Here is a 19,991-nt window from a genome sequence, read left to right on the forward strand (position 1 = left end):
ATCTGTAATCATGACCGTGCAATGACAGAATAATTTTCTTTTTATGACAGCGAAATCGGACCGCAAAACGTTCGTTTGTCACCTACCGCCAGCCAAAATATTTCGCGCAAGTTCGGTAATAAACAGCAGGTGAAAATAAAAAGGGCCGCCGCCGGCAGCCCTTTGCAAGTAATGATGGTTTTACTCAACCGTTACCGATTTCGCCAGGTTACGCGGCTGGTCAACGTCAGTGCCTTTGATCAGCGCGACGTGATAAGCCAACAGCTGCAGCGGTACCGTATAGAAGATAGGGGCGATCGTCTCTTCGACATGCGGCATCTCGATGATGTGCATGTTGTCGCTACCGTTGAAGCCGGCTTCACCGTCGGCGAAGACATACAGCTCACCGCCGCGGGCACGAACCTCTTCGATGTTGGATTTCAGTTTTTCCAGCAACTCGTTGTTCGGCGCCACCACAATCACCGGCATTTCCGCATCAATCAGCGCCAGCGGGCCGTGCTTAAGCTCGCCCGCCGCATAGGCTTCCGCGTGAATGTAGGAGATCTCTTTCAGCTTCAGCGCCCCTTCCATGGCGATCGGGTACTGATCGCCGCGGCCAAGGAACAGCGCATGGTGCTTATCAGAGAAACGCTCCGCCAGCTGCTCAATACGCTTGTCCTGGGAGAGCATCTGCTCGATACGGTTCGGCAGGGCCTGAAGGCCGTGCACGATATCATGCTCGATAGACGCATCCTGACCTTTCAGTCGCGCCAGCTTCGCCACCAGCATCAACAGCACGGTTAGCTGAGTGGTAAAGGCTTTGGTCGAGGCCACGCCGATTTCCGTTCCGGCTTTGGTCATCAGCGCCAGATCGGACTCACGCACCAGTGACGAGCCCGGTACGTTGCAGATAGCCAGCGAGCCGAGATAGCCCAGCTCTTTCGACAGACGCAGCGCCGCCAGGGTATCGGCGGTTTCACCCGACTGGGAGAGGGTGATCATCAGGCTATTGCGACGCACCGCGGACTTGCGATAGCGGAATTCCGAGGCGATTTCTACATCGCATGGGACGCCGGCTAATGCTTCGAACCAGTAACGGGAGACCATCCCGGAGTTATAGGAAGTCCCGCAGGCAACAATCTGAATATGTTCAACCTGAGCCAGCATTTCATTGGCGTTCGGCCCCAGCTCGCTGAGATCCACTTCGCCATGGCTGATGCGCCCGGTCAGGGTGTTCTTAATCGCGTTCGGCTGCTCGAAAATCTCTTTCTGCATATAGTGGCGGTAGATACCTTTATCGCCAGCGTCATACTGCAGATTGGATTCGATCTCCTGGCGTTTCACTTCCGCGCCAGATTTATCGAAAATCACCACCGAGCGGCGAGTGACTTCGGCAATATCGCCCTCTTCGAGGAAGATAAAGCGGCGGGTCACTGGCAGCAATGCCAGCTGGTCGGAAGCGATAAAGTTTTCGCCCATTCCCAGGCCAATCACCAGCGGGCTACCGGAGCGAGCCGCCAGCAGGGTTCCCGGGTCACGGGTATCCATGATCACCGTACCGTAGGCGCCGCGCAGCTGTGGAATAGCGCGCAGCACGGCTTCACGCAAGGTACCACCTTGTTCCAGCTCCCAGTGCACCAGATGGGCGATAACTTCGGTATCGGTCTCGGTGACGAAGACATAGCCGCGAGACTGCAGCAGGGCACGCAGCGGCTCATGGTTCTCAATGATCCCGTTATGGACCACCACAATGTGTTCAGAAACATGCGGATGCGCATTGCTCTCGGACGGTTCGCCGTGCGTCGCCCAGCGAGTATGGGCGATCCCGGTACCACCATGTAACGGCTGCTCTTCTACCGCCTGAGCCAGCATCTGAACTTTACCCAAGCGACGCACGCGGGTCATATGACCTTCGCTGTCGACCACCGCCAGACCGGCAGAGTCATACCCACGGTATTCCAGACGACGTAAACCTTCGAGAAGGATTTCAGCAATATCACGCTGCGCGACTGCGCCAACAATTCCACACATAGTTAAATTTCCTGATAATGGCGATATGCCATGCGTTGTCGCTGACCTGTATTTGCCCGTTTTCCGGGCGCCCCGAGCCTTGTAGAGAGTGGGGTTATTGTTATGGTACTGCCTGCGGACGGGGGTCTATATTGACCCTCTCATCCTGGTTCGCCGGGCATATTTCCCCGGCGATAATCCAAATTATTTCTTCTTCACCGGACGCTGCCAGCCCTGTTTGTGGACCTGCGGTACGCGGCTCAACACCAGTTCGTTATCGGCGATATTGCGCGTGACGGTGGTCCCGGCGGCGATAGTGACGCCGTTGCCTACCGTGACGGGCGCCACCAGCTGGGTATCCGAGCCGACAAAGACATCATCGCCAATAATCGTTTTATGCTTGTTCGCACCATCGTAGTTGCAGGTGATGGTGCCGGCGCCGATATTGACGTTATCACCGATCTCCGCATCGCCCAGATAGGTCAGATGACCCGCCTTGGAGCCTTTCCCGAGACGCGCTTTTTTCATTTCCACGAAGTTACCAACGTGGGCGCCTTCCAGCAGTTCGGCGCCCGGACGCAGACGGGCAAATGGGCCGATGGTGCAGGCAGCCTGCAGCTGGGCATCTTCCACCACGCTGTAGGGGCTAATTTCGCAGTCATCGCCGATGGTGCTGTTTTTGATCACGCAGCCAGCGCCGATTTTCACACGATCGCCCAACACCACGTTGCCTTCCAGAATAACGTTAGTATCGATCTCCACATCACGCCCGTGCTGCAGCGTGCCGCGCAGATCGAAACGTGCCGGATCGCGCAGCATCACGCCCGCCAGCAGTAATTTTTCTGCCTGCTCAGCCTGGTAGACGCGCTCCAGGCGCGCAAGCTGCAGGCGATTGTTGACGCCTTCGACTTCGCTCAGGCGCTGCGGATGCACCGCGACGATCTCGCGCCCTTCCTGATACGCCATGGCGATGATATCGGTGATGTAGTATTCGCCCTGAGCGTTGTTATTGGTGAGCTTCGCCAGCCAGCGCTTGAGGTCTGCTCCGCCGGCGATCAGGATCCCGGTGTTGATTTCCTGGATCTGGCGCTGGGCCTCGCTGGCATCTTTGTGCTCAACGATGCCCGTCACCTGGTCATTTTCACGGGTAATGCGGCCGTAGCCCGTTGGGTCATCCAGCTTCACCGTCAGCAGACCAATGCCACCCAGTGGTTTCGCGGCGCGCAGGCGCTGTAGCGTCTCAACCGAGATCAGCGGCACGTCGCCATAGAGCATCAGGATGTCTTCATCATCATTGAAGAAGGGTGCTGCCTGCTGCATGGCGTGTCCGGTTCCGAGCTGCTCGGCCTGCAGCACCCAGTTCAGGTTGTCTTCATGGAGGGTCTGACGCAGCAGATCGCCACCGTGACCGTACACCAGATGCACCGCACATGCGCCTAAATCGTTAGCGGCATCAATGACATGCTGCACCATTGGCTTCCCGGCCAGGGTATGCAGCACCTTAGGAAGATCGGAATACATGCGGGTCCCTTTGCCTGCGGCAAGGATAACCACGCTCATCGCACTATTTGACATACTCATCCTGACGGTAGTTAGAACGGAAAGTAAAAGCCTTTCACGTTGAAATTTCTACATATTTTTCATCATAAAACGAGACGTGGAGAAAACGCCCAGGCTCGCGGTTATACACCATTTTATGACGCTATTTTTAACCACTGCAAATCAGTTTAACGCTGAAAAAGGGGGGTGGGGAGGGTAATCATTGACTATCTCACTGCTTTTGCTGTTTTTTCGCCACCTGAATAAAGCGGCAGAGCGCGGCCCTATTGGCGGAGATTAACAGGAGATGAGCCGACTGAGTGTAAATCAGCCGCAGGCAGGGGAGAGCTGAAGTGATTGGTGGCATCAATAAAATACAAAAGGCCACCGTCAGGTGACCTTCATTTACCGGTTGCACATCGCCAGTGTTGTCGTTTTGATGGGCGATACGTCGTGCAAGCCGGGGAATAGCGCGTGGCTTAGAAGCTCAGTACGCTGAATTTGGCGATGATTTTATGGAACAGTTTCATGATGATTTCCTGACGCAGGTGCGGTTGATAACGCTCTTTTATGTGACATACATCACAAAAATAGAGTCTACGCCTCATCATTTAACTAATCAATAACAATTAAGGGTGGATCCTGTTTTCACTTTATCCACTCGCCAGCCGCTAGCCATAAAAAAAGCCAGCCTGGAAACCAGACTGGCTTTTTACGTTCAAGCCGGTGTTACATCGCTTTTTTGGTCAACTCGATAACGCGCAGTTTAGCGATCGCTTTGGCCAGTTCCGCAGACGCCTGAGCGTAATCCACATCGCCATGGGAGCTCTTAATGTGCTCTTCGGCTTTGCGTTTCGCTTCCAGCGCTCGCGCTTCGTCGAGGTCCTGACCGCGAATTGCGGTATCCGCCAGAACGGTCACGCTGCCAGGCTGCACTTCAAGAATGCCGCCAGACAGATAGATAAACTCTTCATGACCGTGCTGTTTAACGATGCGAATCATACCAGGCTTAATGGCGGTGAGCAGCGGCGCGTGTCCCGGGTAAATACCCAGTTCACCTTCGCTACCCGTTACCTGGATTTTTTCGACCAGACCAGAGAACATTTGTAACTCTGCGCTGACGACGTCCAGGTGGTAAGTCATTGCCATATCACCCTCCGATTAAGGCGTTAAAGTTTTTTGGCTTTTTCCACGGCTTCGTCGATGGAACCGACCATGTAGAACGCCTGCTCTGGCAGGTGATCGTATTCGCCTTCCATGATGCCTTTAAAGCCACGGATAGTGTCTTTCAGCGCCACGTATTTGCCCGGAGAACCGGTAAAGACTTCTGCTACGAAGAACGGCTGGGACAGGAAGCGCTGGATCTTACGTGCGCGAGCTACCACCAGTTTGTCTTCTTCAGACAGTTCGTCCATACCGAGGATGGCGATGATATCTTTCAGTTCCTGATAACGCTGCAGGATGGACTGAACGCCACGCGCGGTGTCGTAGTGTTCCTGACCAACAACCAGCGGATCCAGCTGACGGCTGGTGGAGTCCAGCGGGTCAACGGCCGGGTAAATACCCAGGGAAGCGATCTGACGGCTCAGTACTACGGTTGCATCTAAGTGAGCAAAGGTAGTGGCTGGGGATGGGTCAGTTAAGTCATCCGCCGGTACGTATACCGCCTGTACGGAGGTGATAGAACCGGTTTTGGTGGAGGTGATACGTTCCTGCAGAACGCCCATCTCTTCCGCCAGAGTCGGCTGATAACCTACCGCTGAAGGCATACGACCCAGCAGTGCGGATACTTCAGTACCGGCCAGGGTGTAACGATAGATGTTATCGACGAACAGCAGAACGTCACGACCTTCGTCACGGAATTTCTCAGCCATGGTCAGGCCGGTCAGCGCAACGCGCAGACGGTTTCCCGGCGGCTCGTTCATCTGGCCGTACACCAGGGATACTTTATCGATAACGTTGGAGTCGGTCATTTCGTGGTAGAAGTCGTTACCCTCACGAGTACGCTCACCGACGCCCGCAAACACAGAGTAACCGGAGTGCTCGATCGCGATGTTACGGATCAGCTCCATCATGTTTACGGTTTTACCTACACCCGCACCACCGAACAGACCAACTTTACCGCCCTTCGCGAACGGACACATCAGGTCGATAACTTTGATACCGGTTTCCAGCAGTTCCTGAGAGCTGGACAGCTCTTCATAGGAAGGTGCTGCGCGGTGGATAGCCCAACGCTCTTCTTCACCGATGTCGCCTTTCATGTCGACCGGCTGACCCAGTACGTTCATGATACGACCCAGTGTTGCTTTACCTACCGGGACTTCGATTGGGTGCTCGAGGTCTTTTACTTCCAGACCGCGGCGAAGACCATCGGAAGAACCCATGGCGATGGTACGAACGATACCGCCGCCGAGCTGCTGCTGAACTTCCAGCACCAGAACTTCTTTACCATTCTGCACCTCAAGAGCTTCGTACACGCGCGGTACGGCATCCTGAGGGAATTCGACGTCAACTACGGCGCCGATTACCTGGACAATTTTTCCAGTAGCCATCTTGAATCCTCTACGAATTAACCTGGTTATACCGCGGATGCACCACCGACGATCTCGGTGAGTTCCTGAGTAATGCTGGCCTGTCGAGCTTTGTTGTATACCAACTGCAGCTCTTTAATCAGGCTGCCGCCATTGTCGGTCGCGGCTTTCATCGCCACCATACGTGCGGCCTGCTCGCTGGCCAGGTTTTCTACCACGCCCTGATAGACCTGAGATTCGACATAACGACGCAGGAGGGTATCCAGCAGCGCTTTCGGATCGGGTTCGTACAGGTAATCCCAGGATTTACGTTTCAGATCAGCGTCTTCTGATGCCGGTAACGGCAGCAGCTGAGTGATCGTCGGAACCTGAGACATGGTGTTAATAAATTTGTTGCTGACAACGTACAGCTTGTCCAGACGGCCTTCATCATAGGCCTGCAACATCACTTTTACCGGGCCGATCAGTTCGGACAGGGAGGGGTTATCCCCCATACCGGTCACCTGTGCAACCACGTTACCGCCAACGGCGTTAAAGAAAGAGACGCCCTTAGAGCCGATCATTGCGAGGTCGCACTGAACGCCTTTATCGGACCATGCTTTCATTTCCGCCAGCAGTTTCTTGAACAGGTTAATGTTCAAGCCGCCGCACAGACCACGGTCGGTCGACACCACCAGGTAGCCCACGCGCTTAACGTCGCGTTCTTCCAGGTAAGGGTGCTTATATTCCAGATTACCGTTCGCAAGGTGACCAATCACTTTGCGCATAGTATCTGCGTAAGGACGGCTGGCCGCCATACGCTCCTGCGATTTACGCATTTTGGAAGCGGCGACCATCTCCATCGCTTTAGTGATCTTTTGCGTGTTCTGGACGCTTGCGATCTTACTACGTATCTCTTTTGCGCCGGCCATGAGCTTCTCCTCAATGCCTTGCGGCCTGCCCTAAGACAGACCGCCAGACGTTACCAGGACTGGGTTGCTTTGAAGGAATCGAGGATGCCTTTCAGCTTGCCTTCGATTTCGTCGTTATAGCCACCGGACTGGTTAATCTCTTGCATCAGCGGAGCGTGATCACGGTCGACGTAAGCCAGCAGAGCGGCTTCGAAGCTACCGATTTTCGCCAGTTCTACATCAGCCAGGTAACCACGTTCTGCTGCGAACAGAACCAGAGACTGCTGCGCAACGGACATCGGCGCATACTGTTTCTGTTTCAGCAGTTCGGTCACTTTCTGACCGTGGTCCAGCTGTTTGCGCGTTGCATCGTCAAGGTCGGATGCAAACTGGGAGAACGCTGCCAGTTCACGATACTGCGCCAGTGCGGTACGGATACCACCGGACAGTTTCTTCATGATCTTGGTCTGCGCTGCACCACCAACACGGGATACGGAGATACCCGGGTTAACCGCAGGACGAATACCGGCGTTGAACAGGTTGGTTTCCAGGAAGATCTGACCATCGGTAATGGAGATTACGTTGGTCGGAACGAATGCGGAAACGTCACCCGCCTGCGTTTCGATAATCGGCAGTGCGGTCAGAGAACCGGTTTTCCCTTTCACTTCACCTTTGGTGAAAGCTTCAACGTATTCGGCGTTAACACGCGCAGCACGCTCCAGCAGACGAGAGTGGAGGTAGAATACGTCGCCCGGGAAGGCTTCACGTCCTGGCGGACGACGGAGCAGCAGGGAGATCTGACGATAAGCAACAGCCTGTTTAGACAGGTCATCGTAAATGATCAGCGCATCTTCACCGCGGTCGCGGAAGTATTCGCCCATTGCGCAACCCGCGTATGGCGCCAGGTATTGCAGTGCAGCAGATTCGGATGCAGTCGCTACCACCACAATGGTGTTAGCCAGCGCGCCGTGCTCTTCCAGTTTACGCACCACGTTAGAGATGGTGGACGCTTTCTGGCCGATAGCAACATAGACGCACTTGATACCGGAATCACGCTGGTTGATGATGGCATCGATAGCCAGCGCAGTTTTACCGGTCTGACGGTCGCCGATGATCAGTTCACGCTGACCACGACCGATTGGGATCATGGCGTCAACGGATTTATAACCGGTCTGTACCGGCTGATCGACGGACTGACGTTCGATGACGCCCGGTGCGATCGCTTCTACGGCGGAGAAACCGTCGTTTTCCAGCGGACCTTTACCATCAATTGGCGCGCCCAGGGTGTTAACCACACGGCCCAGCAGGCCACGGCCAACCGGAACTTCCAGGATACGGCCAGTACATTTAACCTTCATGCCTTCGGCGAGGTCAGCATACGGACCCATCACCACGGCACCAACGGAGTCACGCTCCAGGTTCAATGCGATAGCGTAACGGTTACCCGGCAGGGAGATCATCTCACCCTGCATACATTCGGCAAGGCCGTGGATGCGGATAACACCGTCACTTACAGAAACAATAGTACCTTCGTTATGAGCTTCGCTCACAACATTGAACTGAGCAATGCGCTGCTTGATCAGTTCGCTGATTTCGGTGGAATTCAGTTGCATGCTCCAGTCCCCTTAAGACTGCAAGACGTCTGCAAGGCGATCAAGACGGCCGCGTACGCTGCCATCAATGACCATATCACCCGCACGGATGATAATACCTGCCATAACAGACTTATCGATTTTGCAATTCAGCTTAACTTTGCGTGACAGACGTTTTTCCATCGCGCTGACGATCCTGGCAAGCTGTTCATCACTCAGTTGGTTGGCAGATATTACTTCTACCTCTGCGATGGCCTCACTGGCCGCGCGCAGGTGAATGAATTGCTCAAGAACGTCCGGGAGCACCTTCAGACGATTGTTTTCCGCCATCACCTTAATCAGGTTCTGGCCGTTTTCGTCGAGTTGCTCACCGCAGATAGCGATAAACGCTTCTGAGAGCGTTTCCGGCGCCAAAGCACCGGAGAGAAGCTCTGCCATTTGGTCGTTTTTGGTCACTTCGGCGGCAAACGCCAGCATATCCTGCCAGCGTTCAACACTGTTGTGTTCGACGGCAAAGTCAAAAGCTGCTTTGGCGTAGGGGCGAGCTACCGTTACAAATTCAGACATCAGCCCCTCCCTCCTTACAGTTCAGCGACAAGTTTATCCACGATGTCGCTGTTAGCAGCTTCATCCACGGAACGTTCGATGATCTTCTCGGCGCCAGCAACAGCCAGGATAGCGACCTGCTTACGCAGCTCCTCACGTGCACGTTTACGCTCAGCATCAATTTCAGCCTGCGCTTGTGCAACGATTTTGGTGCGTTCCTGTTCTGCTTCAGCTTTAGCTTCGTCCAGAATCTGAGAGCGACGCTTGTTCGCCTGCTCAATGATTACCTGGGCTTCCGCTTTCGCTTTTTTCAGCTGGTCGGTCGCGTTGGCCTGTGCAAGGTCCAAATCTTTCTTAGCGCGTTCTGCAGAAGCTAAACCGTCAGAAATCTCTTTCTGGCGTTTTTCGATGGCAGCCATTAAAGGCGGCCATACGTACTTCATGCAGAACCATACGAAGATAACAAACGCGATGGCCTGGCCGAGGATTGTTGCGTTCATGTTCACAGCACAATACCTCTTTAATTAACTCTGTGGCTTAGGTTTCTAACAACTTACTACGCGACGGCGAACATCACGTACAGACCCAGACCTACAGCGATCATCGGGATAGCATCCACCAGACCCATAACGATAAAGAACTGAGTACGCAGCAGAGGAATCAGATCCGGTTGACGCGCTGCGCCTTCCAGGAATTTACCTCCGAGGATGCCGATACCGATCGCAGCACCGATTGCCGCCAGACCCATCATCACAGCGGCAGCCATGTACAGCAGATCCATATTCAGGTTTTCCATGACAGTCTCCAGTTTGTTTCAGTTAAAACGTAGTAGTGTTGGTAAAAATCAATGCTCTTCAGACGCCATCGACAGATAGACAATCGTCAGAACCATGAAGATGAAGGCTTGCAGCGTAATAATCAGGATGTGGAAAATGGCCCAAGGCACATTCAGAACCCACTGTGACCACCACGGCAACAGACCAGCAATCAGAATGAAAATCAGCTCACCGGCATACATGTTGCCGAACAGTCGCAGACCGAGAGAAACCGGTTTGGACAGCAGGCTTACCCCTTCAAGGATTAAGTTGACAGGAATGAACGCCCAGTGATTGAACGGCTGCATGGTCAGTTCTTTAACGAACCCACCTACGCCTTTCATTTTGATGCTGTAGAAAATAATCAGGATGAACACGCCAAGCGCCATCGACAGGGTGATGTTCACGTCGGCAGACGGAACCACGCGCAGTGCAGGCAGGCCGAAAATGTGTTCGCCGATATAAGGAATCAGGTCGATTGGCAGCAGGTCCATCAGGTTCATCAGGAAGACCCAGACGAACACGGTCAGCGCCAGCGGCGCGATAACCTTGCTCTTGCCATGGTACATGTCTTTGACGCTGCCATGGACGAAGCCGATGATCATTTCGATGAAGGTCTGGAATTTCCCTGGTACGCCGCTGGTCGCTTTCTTAGCAACGCTACGGAACATGGCCAGGAACAGCAGACCGAGAACCACCGAGAAGAACATGGAGTCAATGTTGAGCGTCCAGAAGGTGGCCGGGGGGTTGTGCGGATCCACCAGCGAGAAAGTACGCAAGTCAATCTGAAGGTTGTTCAGATGGTGACTTATGTATTCCTGCGGCGTCATATTTTCTGAAGCCATGATGCCTTTTACCCTTTGTTGTTGATTACAGCTGGCGCCAGAACTTGTACCACCAGCACCAAAACCCACGTCACGATCAGCGGCATAAATACCACTTTTAAAACAGCCAGCGCCATCGCCAGAAGGGCGAAGGTCAGCAACACCTTGAAGGCTTCACCGAAGGCGAAGGTCCAGGCCACACGGCCTTTTGCTGGTGTATGCGCCTGATGACGCCAGGCAAAAATCATAAACATCAGGTTCGGCAAAACCACCGCCAAACCGCCGCATACTGCGGAAATGCCCCAGAAGGGGTCTTTGAGGCTGAACAGCAGTCCACTTGCTATTACTGCCAGTAACTGAATAAACAGAAGCTTGCGAGCAACGTTTCGACTCAAGAGCGACACTGACATCACGTTTTTACTCCTGCTCCCTTTGAGGTATGTCGCGTGTCGTATAAAACGTCCTTTAAGACGAAGAGTCAAGCATCAAAAAGCGGACAAATTATACGGTGACGCCCCGTGATTTCAAACAATAAGTAGCAAAATAGTGAATAAATGTTTAATTATTTTCCAACGGACAACTTTCCGTGCATTTCAGCGTTCTGTGAGCAGTCATACAAAACTGCAAATAACGTGGAAACACGGCAATTAAAGCGTGCATTAGATCACATAATAAACATTTCAAGCGCCCTTTAATGAATCAAGGACATAAAACACTATTTTTCATGCTTTTGATATTCAAGATAAAAAGTGAGGACATTATCTAAAACAACCTCACATACAATAAAAACCTTTTATTGACATTTATAATAAAAATTTAACATCACTATGCTGTTTATCTGTGTCGATTTTTAGCACACTGATATTTTCAAAGTTGACTATTTTGTCAGTGAATCACTTACGCTAAGTTAACTGCAAGAAAAGCCATAGTAAAAACATGGTTAAATGCAGCCCGATAATATCGCGGAGTGACCTTTATTTTTGTAACATCCGCGGGCGACATTTTTTCCACATTTTTTGATAAAAATTAACGCGATTTTGGTTGAATCACCACCAGGTGTCGCTCCCCTTCCAACTGAGGAACATGCAGCTCAATCACCTCAGCAATGGCATATCCTTCCGGCAGGTTTTCCATTTCGTCTTTTTGCGCTAACCCTTTGAGTGCATAGAAGTGACCGTTCGCTGCCGGCAGATGATGGCACCAGCTCACCATATCATTGAGCGATGCGAAGGCGCGGCTTATCACACCGTCAAACGGCGGTTCGGCCGGGAAGGCTTCCACGCGGCTCTGCACCGGGGTGACATTATCCAGCTTCAGCTCATGCTGCACCTGACGCAGGAAGCGCACGCGCTTGCCGAGACTGTCGAGCAGGGTGAAATGCGACTCCGGACGCACGATGGCCAGTGGAATGCCAGGGAGCCCCGGTCCGGTCCCGACATCGATAAAGCGCGAGCCCTGCAGATAAGGCGCCACGATGATGCTGTCGAGGATATGACGCACCAGCATCTCATTCGGATCGCGAACGGAGGTCAGGTTATAGGCTTTGTTCCACTTATCGAGCAGCCCGACGTAGGCCACCAGCTGGTTTTTCTGGTGATCGGTGAGCGAAATACCCGCTTCATCCAGCAGACGAGAAAGTTTGTTGAGCACAGTCTGTACCTTCAAAAAATAATGAGCCCGGAGGCGCTAACGCTTACCGGGCTATGAATGATAAAGGCGAACGCTGATTATGCAACAGTGAAATCAGCGCAGGCAGGCGGCCGCAATCAGGCGCTGCGGCGCAGCATCCCCTGCTTTTTCAGCCAGACCAGCAAAATAGAGATCGCCGCCGGCGTGATCCCGGAAATGCGTGACGCCTGCCCTATCGACGACGGCTTATGGTCGTTCAGTTTGGCGATCACTTCGTTAGACAGCCCGGTGACCTGGCGGTAATCGAGTGTCGCCGGCAGCACGGTATTCTCATTACGCTGCTGTTTCTCGATCTCATCCTGCTGGCGCGCGATGTAACCTTCATACTTCACCTGGATCTCTACCTGCTCGGCCGCTTGCTGATCTTCCAGTCCCGGTGCGAACGGCGACAGCTGAATCAGTTGTTCGTAGGTCATTTCCGGACGACGCAGTAGATCTTCACCACTCGCTTCACGCGACAGCGGCGCCGTCAGGTGAGCGTTCACTTCGGCGGCGCTCTCTGCCTGCGGGTTCACCCAGGTCGATTTCAGACGCTGACGTTCACGTTCAATGCTTTCCAGCTTTTCGTTGTACCGCGCCCAGCGTTCATCGTCCACCAGACCCAGCTCACGCCCCTGTTCGGTCAGGCGCAGGTCGGCGTTATCTTCGCGCAGCATCAGACGATATTCGGCACGGGAGGTAAACATGCGGTACGGTTCTTTGGTACCCAGAGTGCACAGGTCATCCACCAGCACGCCGAGGTAAGCCTGATCGCGACGCGGCGCCCAGCCCTCTTTTTCCGCAGAGAAGCGGGCAGCGTTAAGACCGGCCAGCAGCCCCTGAGCCGCAGCTTCTTCATAACCGGTGGTACCGTTGATCTGGCCGGCGAAGAACAGACCCTGAATAAATTTGCTCTCAAGCGTTGGCTTCAGATCGCGTGGGTCGAAGAAATCGTACTCAATGGCGTAGCCGGGACGGACGATCCGGGCGTTTTCCATCCCCTGCATTGAGCGGACGATTTGCATTTGCACATCAAACGGCAGGCTGGTGGAGATACCATTCGGATAAATTTCGTTTGAGGTCAGGCCTTCCGGTTCAAGGAAGATCTGGTGCTGATTGCGATCGGCAAAGCGCATGACTTTGTCTTCGATCGACGGACAATAGCGTGGCCCGATCCCTTCGATCACCCCAGCGTACATTGGGCTGCGATCGAGGTTATTACGGATCACGTCATGGGTTTTCTCGTTGGTGTGGGTGATATAGCACGGCACCTGGCGCGGATGCTGATCCGCGGATCCCATGAACGAGAAGACCGGCATTGGGTTATCGCCGTGCTGTTGCGCCAGCACGCTGAAATCGATGGTGCGGGCGTCAATACGCGGTGGGGTTCCGGTTTTCAGGCGGCTTACGCGCAGCGGCAGCTCACGCAGACGACGAGACAGTGGAATTGACGGCGGATCGCCGGCACGCCCGCCGCTGTAGTTGTCCAGACCAATATGGATTTTGCCATCGAGGAAGGTCCCGACGGTCAACACCACCGCTTTAGCGCGGAATTTGAGGCCCATCTGGGTGACGGCGCCCACGACGCGATCGTTTTCAACAATCAGATCTTCCACTGCCTGCTGGAAGATCATCAGGTTCGGCTGGTTCTCCAGCGCGGTGCGTACCGCCTGACGATACAGCACGCGGTCTGCCTGGGCGCGAGTGGCACGTACCGCGGGCCCTTTGCTGGCGTTTAGTATCCTAAACTGAATACCCGCCTGATCGATCGCGGTTGCCATCAATCCGCCGAGTGCGTCCACTTCTTTTACCAGGTGTCCTTTCCCAATGCCGCCAATCGCCGGGTTGCAGCTCATCTGCCCCAGCGTGTCGATATTGTGTGTCAAAAGCAGGGTTTGTTGGCCCATTCGCGCTGCGGCCATCGCGGCCTCAGTGCCTGCATGACCCCCGCCAATGATAATGACGTCAAAAGGATCCTGATAAAACATGGTGATCTGCCTCGCATAACGCGGTTTGAAAATGGATTGAAGCCCGGGCCGTGGATTCTACTCGGCTTTGGTCTTTTGAGAAAGACTCCGGGATCCTGAGTATTAAAAAGAAGATCTTTATATAGAGATCTGTTCTATTGTGATCTCTTATTAGGATCGACTCTCTTTGTGGATAAGTCGGATCCACGATGTAAGATCAAAAGCTTAAGAAGGATCACTATCTGTGAATGATCGGTGATCCTGGTCCGTATAAGCTGGGATCAAAATGAAGGGTTATACACAGCACAAAAACCATACGACGGTTATTCTTTGGATAACTACCGGTTGATCCAAGCTTTTAAGCATGGTTATCCACAGAAGATCCGACGATCTTTACAATTCTCAGAGCAAATTTTTCCAGGATCCCAGCCAGATTTCCGCTGGATCCTCCGGAATTTCATGTTCCAGTACGTTAATTTTCAGCGTTTCGCCGATCTGTTTTGCGCCGCTGGCCTTCAATGCTGCTTCTAATTTATCGATCGCCCCGCAGAAGGTGTCGTATTCGCGGCTGCCGATCCCGATGGCGCCAAAGCGCACGGCGGAAAGATCGGCCTTCTGCTCCAGCAATGCGTCATAGAAGGGAACCAGGTTGTCGGGAATGTCGCCGGCGCCATGCGTTGAAGAGATAACTAACCAGATCCCTTCCGCCTGCAGATCGTCAACCAGCGGACCGTGCTGGATTTCAGTGCTGTAGCCGGCTTCTTCCAGCTTTTCCGCCAGATGCTCTGCTACATATTCCGCACTGCCCAGGGTGCTGCCGCTGATAAGTGTAATGTCTGCCATGATCGCCGATCGCCCGCTCAACTGTTCAGAGTGGCGTATTGTACGCTGTGAGCGAGCTGGGATCTACCTGTGGAAAAATGTGGGATTAAAAAAAGCGATCAGGGCTTGATGGTACGCATGATCGGGTTCTGCAGCACGATCAGCGTCTCGGTGGACTGAATTTCATCAATTGTTTGGATCTTGTTGATAAGTACCTGCTGCAGGGCATCGATGGATTTACACATCACCTTAATAAAGATGCTGTAGTGGCCGGTGGTGTAATAAGCCTCGGTGACCTCCTCCAGGCTTTCCAGGCGGGCAAGGGCGGAAGGGTAGTCCTTGGCGCTCTTGAGAATAATGCCGATAAAGCAGCCGACATCATAGCCCAGCTGCTTGGGGCTGACGTCAATGCGCGCACCGGTAATGATACCCGCCTGTTTCATCTTTTCGACGCGCACATGAATGGTGCCCGGGCTGACGCTGAACTGTTTAGCCAGTTCGGCATAGGCGGTACGGGCGTTGGCCATCAGCGCATCGAGAATGCCGCGGTCCAGATTGTCGATCTGATAATTTTCCATATCTTTTTCTTATGAAGTTTGAGGGTTCTTGCTATTTTAGCGTCATATTTTGATGAATTAAAAGTCGATGCGGCTTTTTATTGATTGATTATTGTATTGCGGCCCTGTTTTGTTGCTTAATCAATGGCAACAGGACGCAGGAGTTATAAAAATGAAAACCGCATATATCGCAAAACAACGCCAGATCAGTTTCGTTAAATCCCACTTTTCCCGTCAGCTGGAAGAGAAGCTTGGCCTGATTGAAGTCCAGGCGCCAATCTTAAGCCGCGTGGGCGATGGGACGCAGGATAACTTGTCCGGCTGCGAGAAAGCGGTTCAGGTAAAAGTGAAAACACTGCCCGACGCCCAGTTCGAAGTGGTTCATTCGCTGGCGAAGTGGAAGCGTCAAACCCTGGGACAACACGACTTCAGCGCGGGCGAAGGGCTGTACACGCACATGAAGGCCCTTCGCCCCGATGAAGACCGTCTGACGCCTATCCATTCCGTTTATGTTGACCAGTGGGACTGGGAGCGCGTGATGGGCGATGAAGAGCGTCACGTCGGCACGCTGAAGGCAACCGTCGAGGCGATCTACGCCGGGATCAAAGCTACCGAGCTGGCGGTCAGCCAGGAATTTGGCCTGAAGCCTTTTCTGCCGGAACAGATCCATTTTGTTCACAGCCAGGAGCTGCTGAGCCGCTATCCCGATCTTGATGCCAAAGGCCGTGAGCGAGCCATTGCCAAAGAGTTGGGGGCCGTCTTCTTAATTGGTATCGGCGGCAAACTGTCTGACGGTAAGCGCCACGACGTGCGTGCGCCGGATTATGATGACTGGAGCACAGAGATTTCTGAAGGCTTTGCCGGTCTGAACGGCGATATCCTGGTTTGGAACCCGGTGCTGGAAGATGCTTTCGAGATCTCCTCAATGGGGATCCGCGTTGACGCCGAAGCGCTGAAGCGCCAGCTGGCCGTGACTGGCGATGAAGATCGCCTACAGCTTGAATGGCACCAGGCGCTGCTGCGCGGCGAGATGCCGCAGACTATCGGCGGCGGCATTGGCCAGTCTCGTCTGACGATGCTGCTGCTGCAGCTTGACCATATCGGCCAGGTGCAGTGCGGCGTATGGCCGGCGCAGGTTCGCGAAAGCGTTTCCGCGCTGCTGTAATGAATTAGCGCCGCCAGCGTCGCAGCAGGCGGCTACGCAGCCCGGTATCAAAGCGCCAGATATGATCGAAGATGCGCATGATGCCGGGTTTGCCGTGTACCGACATCGCCACCGCGTGAAAACGGTGCTGGTGCTTACGCTGTAACTCCCCCACCTGAGCAATCACCTCATCCGGCAACCGCTGGGCGATAAAGTCAGAGATCACGACGGCATCCGCATCCACCCACTGCGGGTTTTGCAGACGTTCAATGATGGCGCGAAAACAGCTGGCCAGATCGGTACCGCCGCGAAAGCGCTGGCTTAAAAAGCGGATCGCCTGCTCCAGCCCGCGCTCGCTGGTCAGTTCGTAATGCACCACTTCGCTGGAGAACAGCATAATAAAGCAGCGACGGTTATCAGCCAGCGCGACGCGCATGAGGGCCAGACAAAAGGCCTTAGCGCACTGCTCGTTAAAACCGCCCATCGACCCTGACGTATCGACGCAGACAATGAACGGCCCGCGCGGTTGCTCATCAAAATCCTGCCGCGTTACCGGGCGTTCGGTGATTTTCTCACGCCAGGCGTCGCCATGCAGCCGGTAGGTGAGCAGCTGCTTCTCCACCAGCTTGCGATAAAATTCAAACTCCAGCTCCGTGATGCCGAGCGTCGCCAGCTCCGGCGGCAGCAGCCGCAGAATGTCGTCACTCTGCTGGAGGCCGTCGACTTGCTCCGGTACTGTCGCCGGCTCGCGCACCAGGCTGCGAAAGGTTTCCATCGGGGCGTCTTTCTTCGGCACCGATTTCGCTTCCCGTGAACGTCCGAGTTGTTCCGCCAGCTGCAGTAGCTCCGGTTGCTGGTTGAGAAAATCGCCATAGCGCACGATCAGCTGATAGTCGCCGCGTTTGAGTTCGCCAGCGCTCATATCCCACAGACGCCCGGCGGCAGTGTCATTTTCCGCCAGTACCGGATCGAGCTGACCGCTGAGCGTCATTCGTTCCTGGACCTCACTGAGTAACTGATCGCGTTCTTCATCCAGCAACTGCTGGTTAAGGCTGGTGGCTTGCACCACCAGGCTCAGGCGCCAGCGCTGTAAAAACAGCGTATGCAACGCCGGGGTAAAGGTGGCATTGTCATCCACCAGCTTCTGCGCCTGAGCGGCAAAAGGAGACTGTAGCTGGTGCAGTTTGCCGAGGATCTGCGGGAGCTGGACGATAAACTGCGAGGTAGAGAGTAGCTGAGCCTGCTGATAGGTTTGCACTTCGGCGTCCAGATCCGGCGGGACGTTAACTTCTTTCAAACGGGCGCGAACGGCTTCACGCCAGCGTGGAATATCCGCCGCGATGATGTTTTTCAGGCGGGGGAATTTCTCAAAGAACACCGCCAGCTGAGGAGAGGCCAGCAGCGCCAGAAGCATCTCCTCGATCATTCCCTCTTCGCTGACTGCCAGCATGACATTCAGCATATCGAGCGTCATGGCTGCTTCGCCTGTTTAATCTGCGCGCCGACGTCCTGCAGGCTGGCTTCGATTCTTCCCAGCCACTCGACCGGGATAAACAGACACTTTTGCTGCTCGCTGAAGCGGTTGTGTTGCTGGTGCCACTCATCATCGAGCGCCTCCAGCTGTTGGCGAATTTCTGCCGGCATGTTCTCCTGCGATGCGCTACCGGGCAGCGCGAGGCGTGAGCCCTGCAGGCTGACGTCGCGGACGACCAGGTGCTGGCTGGTGTCGACATCCATATTGAGCAGTTGGGCAAAGCCGATCCCGTTGAGCTTACCGCGGATCTCACCGCCCTTTTCCAGCCAGTTGGCTAACGCCTCGCGTTCAAAAGTAATGTGGATCACTTCCATATCGTGAAGTTTGAGCGGCTGCTGCAGCAGCAGCGTCAGGGTGGTCCCCTGGATCTCCGCCGGCAATTCATAATGCGGTTTGCGGCTAAACATCCCGCCAAGGCGGGTGACCTTCAACGCCGTTTTGTCGCTTTGCTGCTGTTGGATCTGAATGCGTCTCTGGACAATGGCCCCCAGCCGCGTCAGCATCGCCTGCTGTTGCCAGGCGTGACAGGTCATGAGCGTTTCCAGCTGCTGCGACATCAGGTTCATGCTCTCGACGTTGTGCCACAGACAATCTTTCAGCAGGATCAGATCTATCGGCGCGATGCTGTCGCGCCCGCTGAAGAAGGCGCTGGCCTGCAGCAGGCGAATGGCCTTTTTCCAGCGGCGATCCGAGACGTACGGCGCATTTGGCAGGGCATCCAGCTGCTGGCGGAGCTGGAATATCAGCTCAAACACCGCGTCTGGCAGTTTGATATTGCCGATCTGCTGCTGCCATTGGGTAAACTCTTCGTCGCTAACCTGCAGCGCGCTGGGCACTGGATTGATGTTTTCATCCTGCTGGCTGACCAGCATTGAACGGAAATTACCTTTATCCTGCACTTTATCAAGCCACAGACGGATCAGCATTCGGTCATACAGCGCTTCCAGACTGCTGTCGGCTTCGGGGAGTTCGTTCGACGCGGCCACCAGCAGGCGCATCGGGATTTTCTCTTCGTGCGCCCCATTGCGGAAGTGACGTTCGTTAATCGCCGTCAGCAGGGTGTTGAGGATCGCCGGACCCGCTTTCCATATTTCATCGAGAAAGACGATTTCGGCTTCCGGCAGGTAGCCGGCGGTTAAACGTTCGTAACGGCCTTCATCCTTCAGTGCCTGAATGGACAGTGGCCCAAAAACTTCTTCCGGGGTGGAGAAGCGGGTCATCAGGTATTCAAAAGCGCGCGCCTGCTGGAAGGCGAATTTGAGGCGGCGGGCAATCAGGCTTTTGGCGATCCCCGGTGGGCCGAGCAAAAAAACGCTCTCGCCGCTGAGCGCCGCCAGCAGGCAGAGGCGTATCGCGTGGCTGCGTTCAAAGAGTCCTTTTTCGAGTGCCGCGCTGAGCCGGGAAATTCTTTCAGCCAGTAAATGTGTTTGAGCCATAATTGAGTTGCGTGCTTTGTCATGTATCGTTATTGGGTCGAGTATAGATGTTAGAGCAGGGGCGGTAATAGCCTGAAGAATCGATTTATTTTTTTTGAGCCAGGTTAATATGGTGTCTGTTAGGGGTACGATTTCGC

Annotated in this window: 18 protein-coding genes; 1 reads left to right on the forward strand and 17 read right to left on the reverse strand. The window is 54.2% G+C overall.

All coding sequences use genetic code 11. The features are described 5' to 3' along the window. Positions 1–180: 180 nt before the first annotated feature. From glmS to asnC, 15 genes are all read right to left on the reverse strand, one after another. Positions 181–2,010, reverse strand: a complete 1,830-nt coding sequence (glmS, locus tag CW267_RS08985; protein ID WP_008806727.1) for a glutamine--fructose-6-phosphate transaminase (isomerizing) — start codon at positions 2,008–2,010, stop codon at positions 181–183. 183 nt (positions 2,011–2,193) lie between these two features. Beyond that, positions 2,194–3,564, reverse strand: a complete 1,371-nt coding sequence (glmU, locus tag CW267_RS08990; protein ID WP_016162025.1) for a bifunctional UDP-N-acetylglucosamine diphosphorylase/glucosamine-1-phosphate N-acetyltransferase GlmU — start codon at positions 3,562–3,564, stop codon at positions 2,194–2,196. A gap of 693 nt (positions 3,565–4,257) precedes the next feature. Further along, entirely contained in the window at positions 4,258–4,677 is a 420-nt protein-coding gene (locus CW267_RS09005; protein WP_008806724.1) for a F0F1 ATP synthase subunit epsilon, read from the reverse strand. A 20-nt stretch (positions 4,678–4,697) separates the two neighbouring features. Further along, on the reverse strand, positions 4,698–6,080 hold the full coding sequence (gene atpD, locus CW267_RS09010) for a F0F1 ATP synthase subunit beta (protein WP_008806723.1): 1,383 nt from the start codon (positions 6,078–6,080) through the stop codon (positions 4,698–4,700). 26 nt (positions 6,081–6,106) lie between these two features. Next, positions 6,107–6,970: a F0F1 ATP synthase subunit gamma gene (gene atpG, locus CW267_RS09015; protein WP_008806722.1), complete on the reverse strand. Its 864-nt coding sequence runs from the start codon at positions 6,968–6,970 to the stop codon at positions 6,107–6,109. A 50-nt stretch (positions 6,971–7,020) separates the two neighbouring features. Beyond that, positions 7,021–8,562 carry a F0F1 ATP synthase subunit alpha gene (gene atpA / locus CW267_RS09020; protein WP_012543303.1) on the reverse strand — a complete coding sequence of 514 codons (1,542 nt, stop codon included), beginning with the start codon at positions 8,560–8,562 and terminating at the stop codon, positions 7,021–7,023. Positions 8,563–8,574: 12 nt separating this feature from the next. Then, positions 8,575–9,108: a F0F1 ATP synthase subunit delta gene (gene atpH, locus CW267_RS09025; protein WP_004202307.1), complete on the reverse strand. Its 534-nt coding sequence runs from the start codon at positions 9,106–9,108 to the stop codon at positions 8,575–8,577. Positions 9,109–9,122: 14 nt separating this feature from the next. Next, complete coding sequence (gene atpF / locus CW267_RS09030; protein ID WP_004107293.1) at positions 9,123–9,593, reverse strand: F0F1 ATP synthase subunit B; 471 nt, start codon at positions 9,591–9,593, stop codon at positions 9,123–9,125. 50 nt (positions 9,594–9,643) lie between these two features. Next, the gene (atpE, locus tag CW267_RS09035) at positions 9,644–9,883 is read right to left on the reverse strand and encodes a F0F1 ATP synthase subunit C (protein WP_000429386.1); all 240 of its coding nucleotides are present in this window, start codon (positions 9,881–9,883) and stop codon (positions 9,644–9,646) included. Positions 9,884–9,931: 48 nt separating this feature from the next. Continuing rightward, on the reverse strand, positions 9,932–10,747 hold the full coding sequence (gene atpB, locus CW267_RS09040) for a F0F1 ATP synthase subunit A (RefSeq protein WP_012969241.1): 816 nt from the start codon (positions 10,745–10,747) through the stop codon (positions 9,932–9,934). Positions 10,748–10,755: 8 nt separating this feature from the next. Then, positions 10,756–11,136: a F0F1 ATP synthase subunit I gene (atpI, locus tag CW267_RS09045; protein ID WP_008806719.1), complete on the reverse strand. Its 381-nt coding sequence runs from the start codon at positions 11,134–11,136 to the stop codon at positions 10,756–10,758. Between the two features lie 616 nt (positions 11,137–11,752). Continuing rightward, positions 11,753–12,376: a 16S rRNA (guanine(527)-N(7))-methyltransferase RsmG gene (gene rsmG / locus CW267_RS09050; protein ID WP_100781514.1), complete on the reverse strand. Its 624-nt coding sequence runs from the start codon at positions 12,374–12,376 to the stop codon at positions 11,753–11,755. A gap of 116 nt (positions 12,377–12,492) precedes the next feature. Further along, positions 12,493–14,382 (reverse strand): tRNA uridine-5-carboxymethylaminomethyl(34) synthesis enzyme MnmG, encoded by a 1,890-nt coding sequence (mnmG, locus tag CW267_RS09055; RefSeq protein ID WP_012543302.1) that lies wholly within the window; start codon positions 14,380–14,382, stop codon positions 12,493–12,495. Positions 14,383–14,763: 381 nt separating this feature from the next. After that, positions 14,764–15,204: an FMN-binding protein MioC gene (mioC, locus tag CW267_RS09060; RefSeq protein ID WP_008806716.1), complete on the reverse strand. Its 441-nt coding sequence runs from the start codon at positions 15,202–15,204 to the stop codon at positions 14,764–14,766. A gap of 98 nt (positions 15,205–15,302) precedes the next feature. Beyond that, positions 15,303–15,761, reverse strand: coding sequence for a transcriptional regulator AsnC (asnC, locus tag CW267_RS09065; protein WP_002882510.1), 459 nt, complete (start codon positions 15,759–15,761; stop codon positions 15,303–15,305). Between the two features lie 151 nt (positions 15,762–15,912). On the opposite strand from asnC, the gene asnA reads away from it, so the two are divergent. Continuing rightward, entirely contained in the window at positions 15,913–16,905 is a 993-nt protein-coding gene (gene asnA / locus CW267_RS09070; RefSeq protein ID WP_008806715.1) for an aspartate--ammonia ligase, read from the forward strand. Positions 16,906–16,909: 4 nt separating this feature from the next. Here the strand turns inward: asnA and viaA are convergent, their stop codons facing one another. Both viaA and ravA read right to left on the reverse strand, forming a co-directional pair. After that, a complete protein-coding gene (viaA, locus tag CW267_RS09075; RefSeq protein WP_008806714.1) occupies positions 16,910–18,358 on the reverse strand; it encodes an ATPase RavA stimulator ViaA in 1,449 nt (482 codons plus the stop codon). Continuing rightward, entirely contained in the window at positions 18,355–19,854 is a 1,500-nt protein-coding gene (gene ravA / locus CW267_RS09080; protein WP_016162028.1) for an ATPase RavA, read from the reverse strand. Before ravA ends, viaA begins: the two co-directional genes overlap by 4 nt. Positions 19,855–19,991 lie beyond the last annotated feature (137 nt).

This window comes from Klebsiella sp. X1-16S-Nf21, from assembly GCF_002837615.1.
GTDB classification, from domain to species: domain Bacteria; phylum Pseudomonadota; class Gammaproteobacteria; order Enterobacterales; family Enterobacteriaceae; genus Klebsiella; species Klebsiella variicola.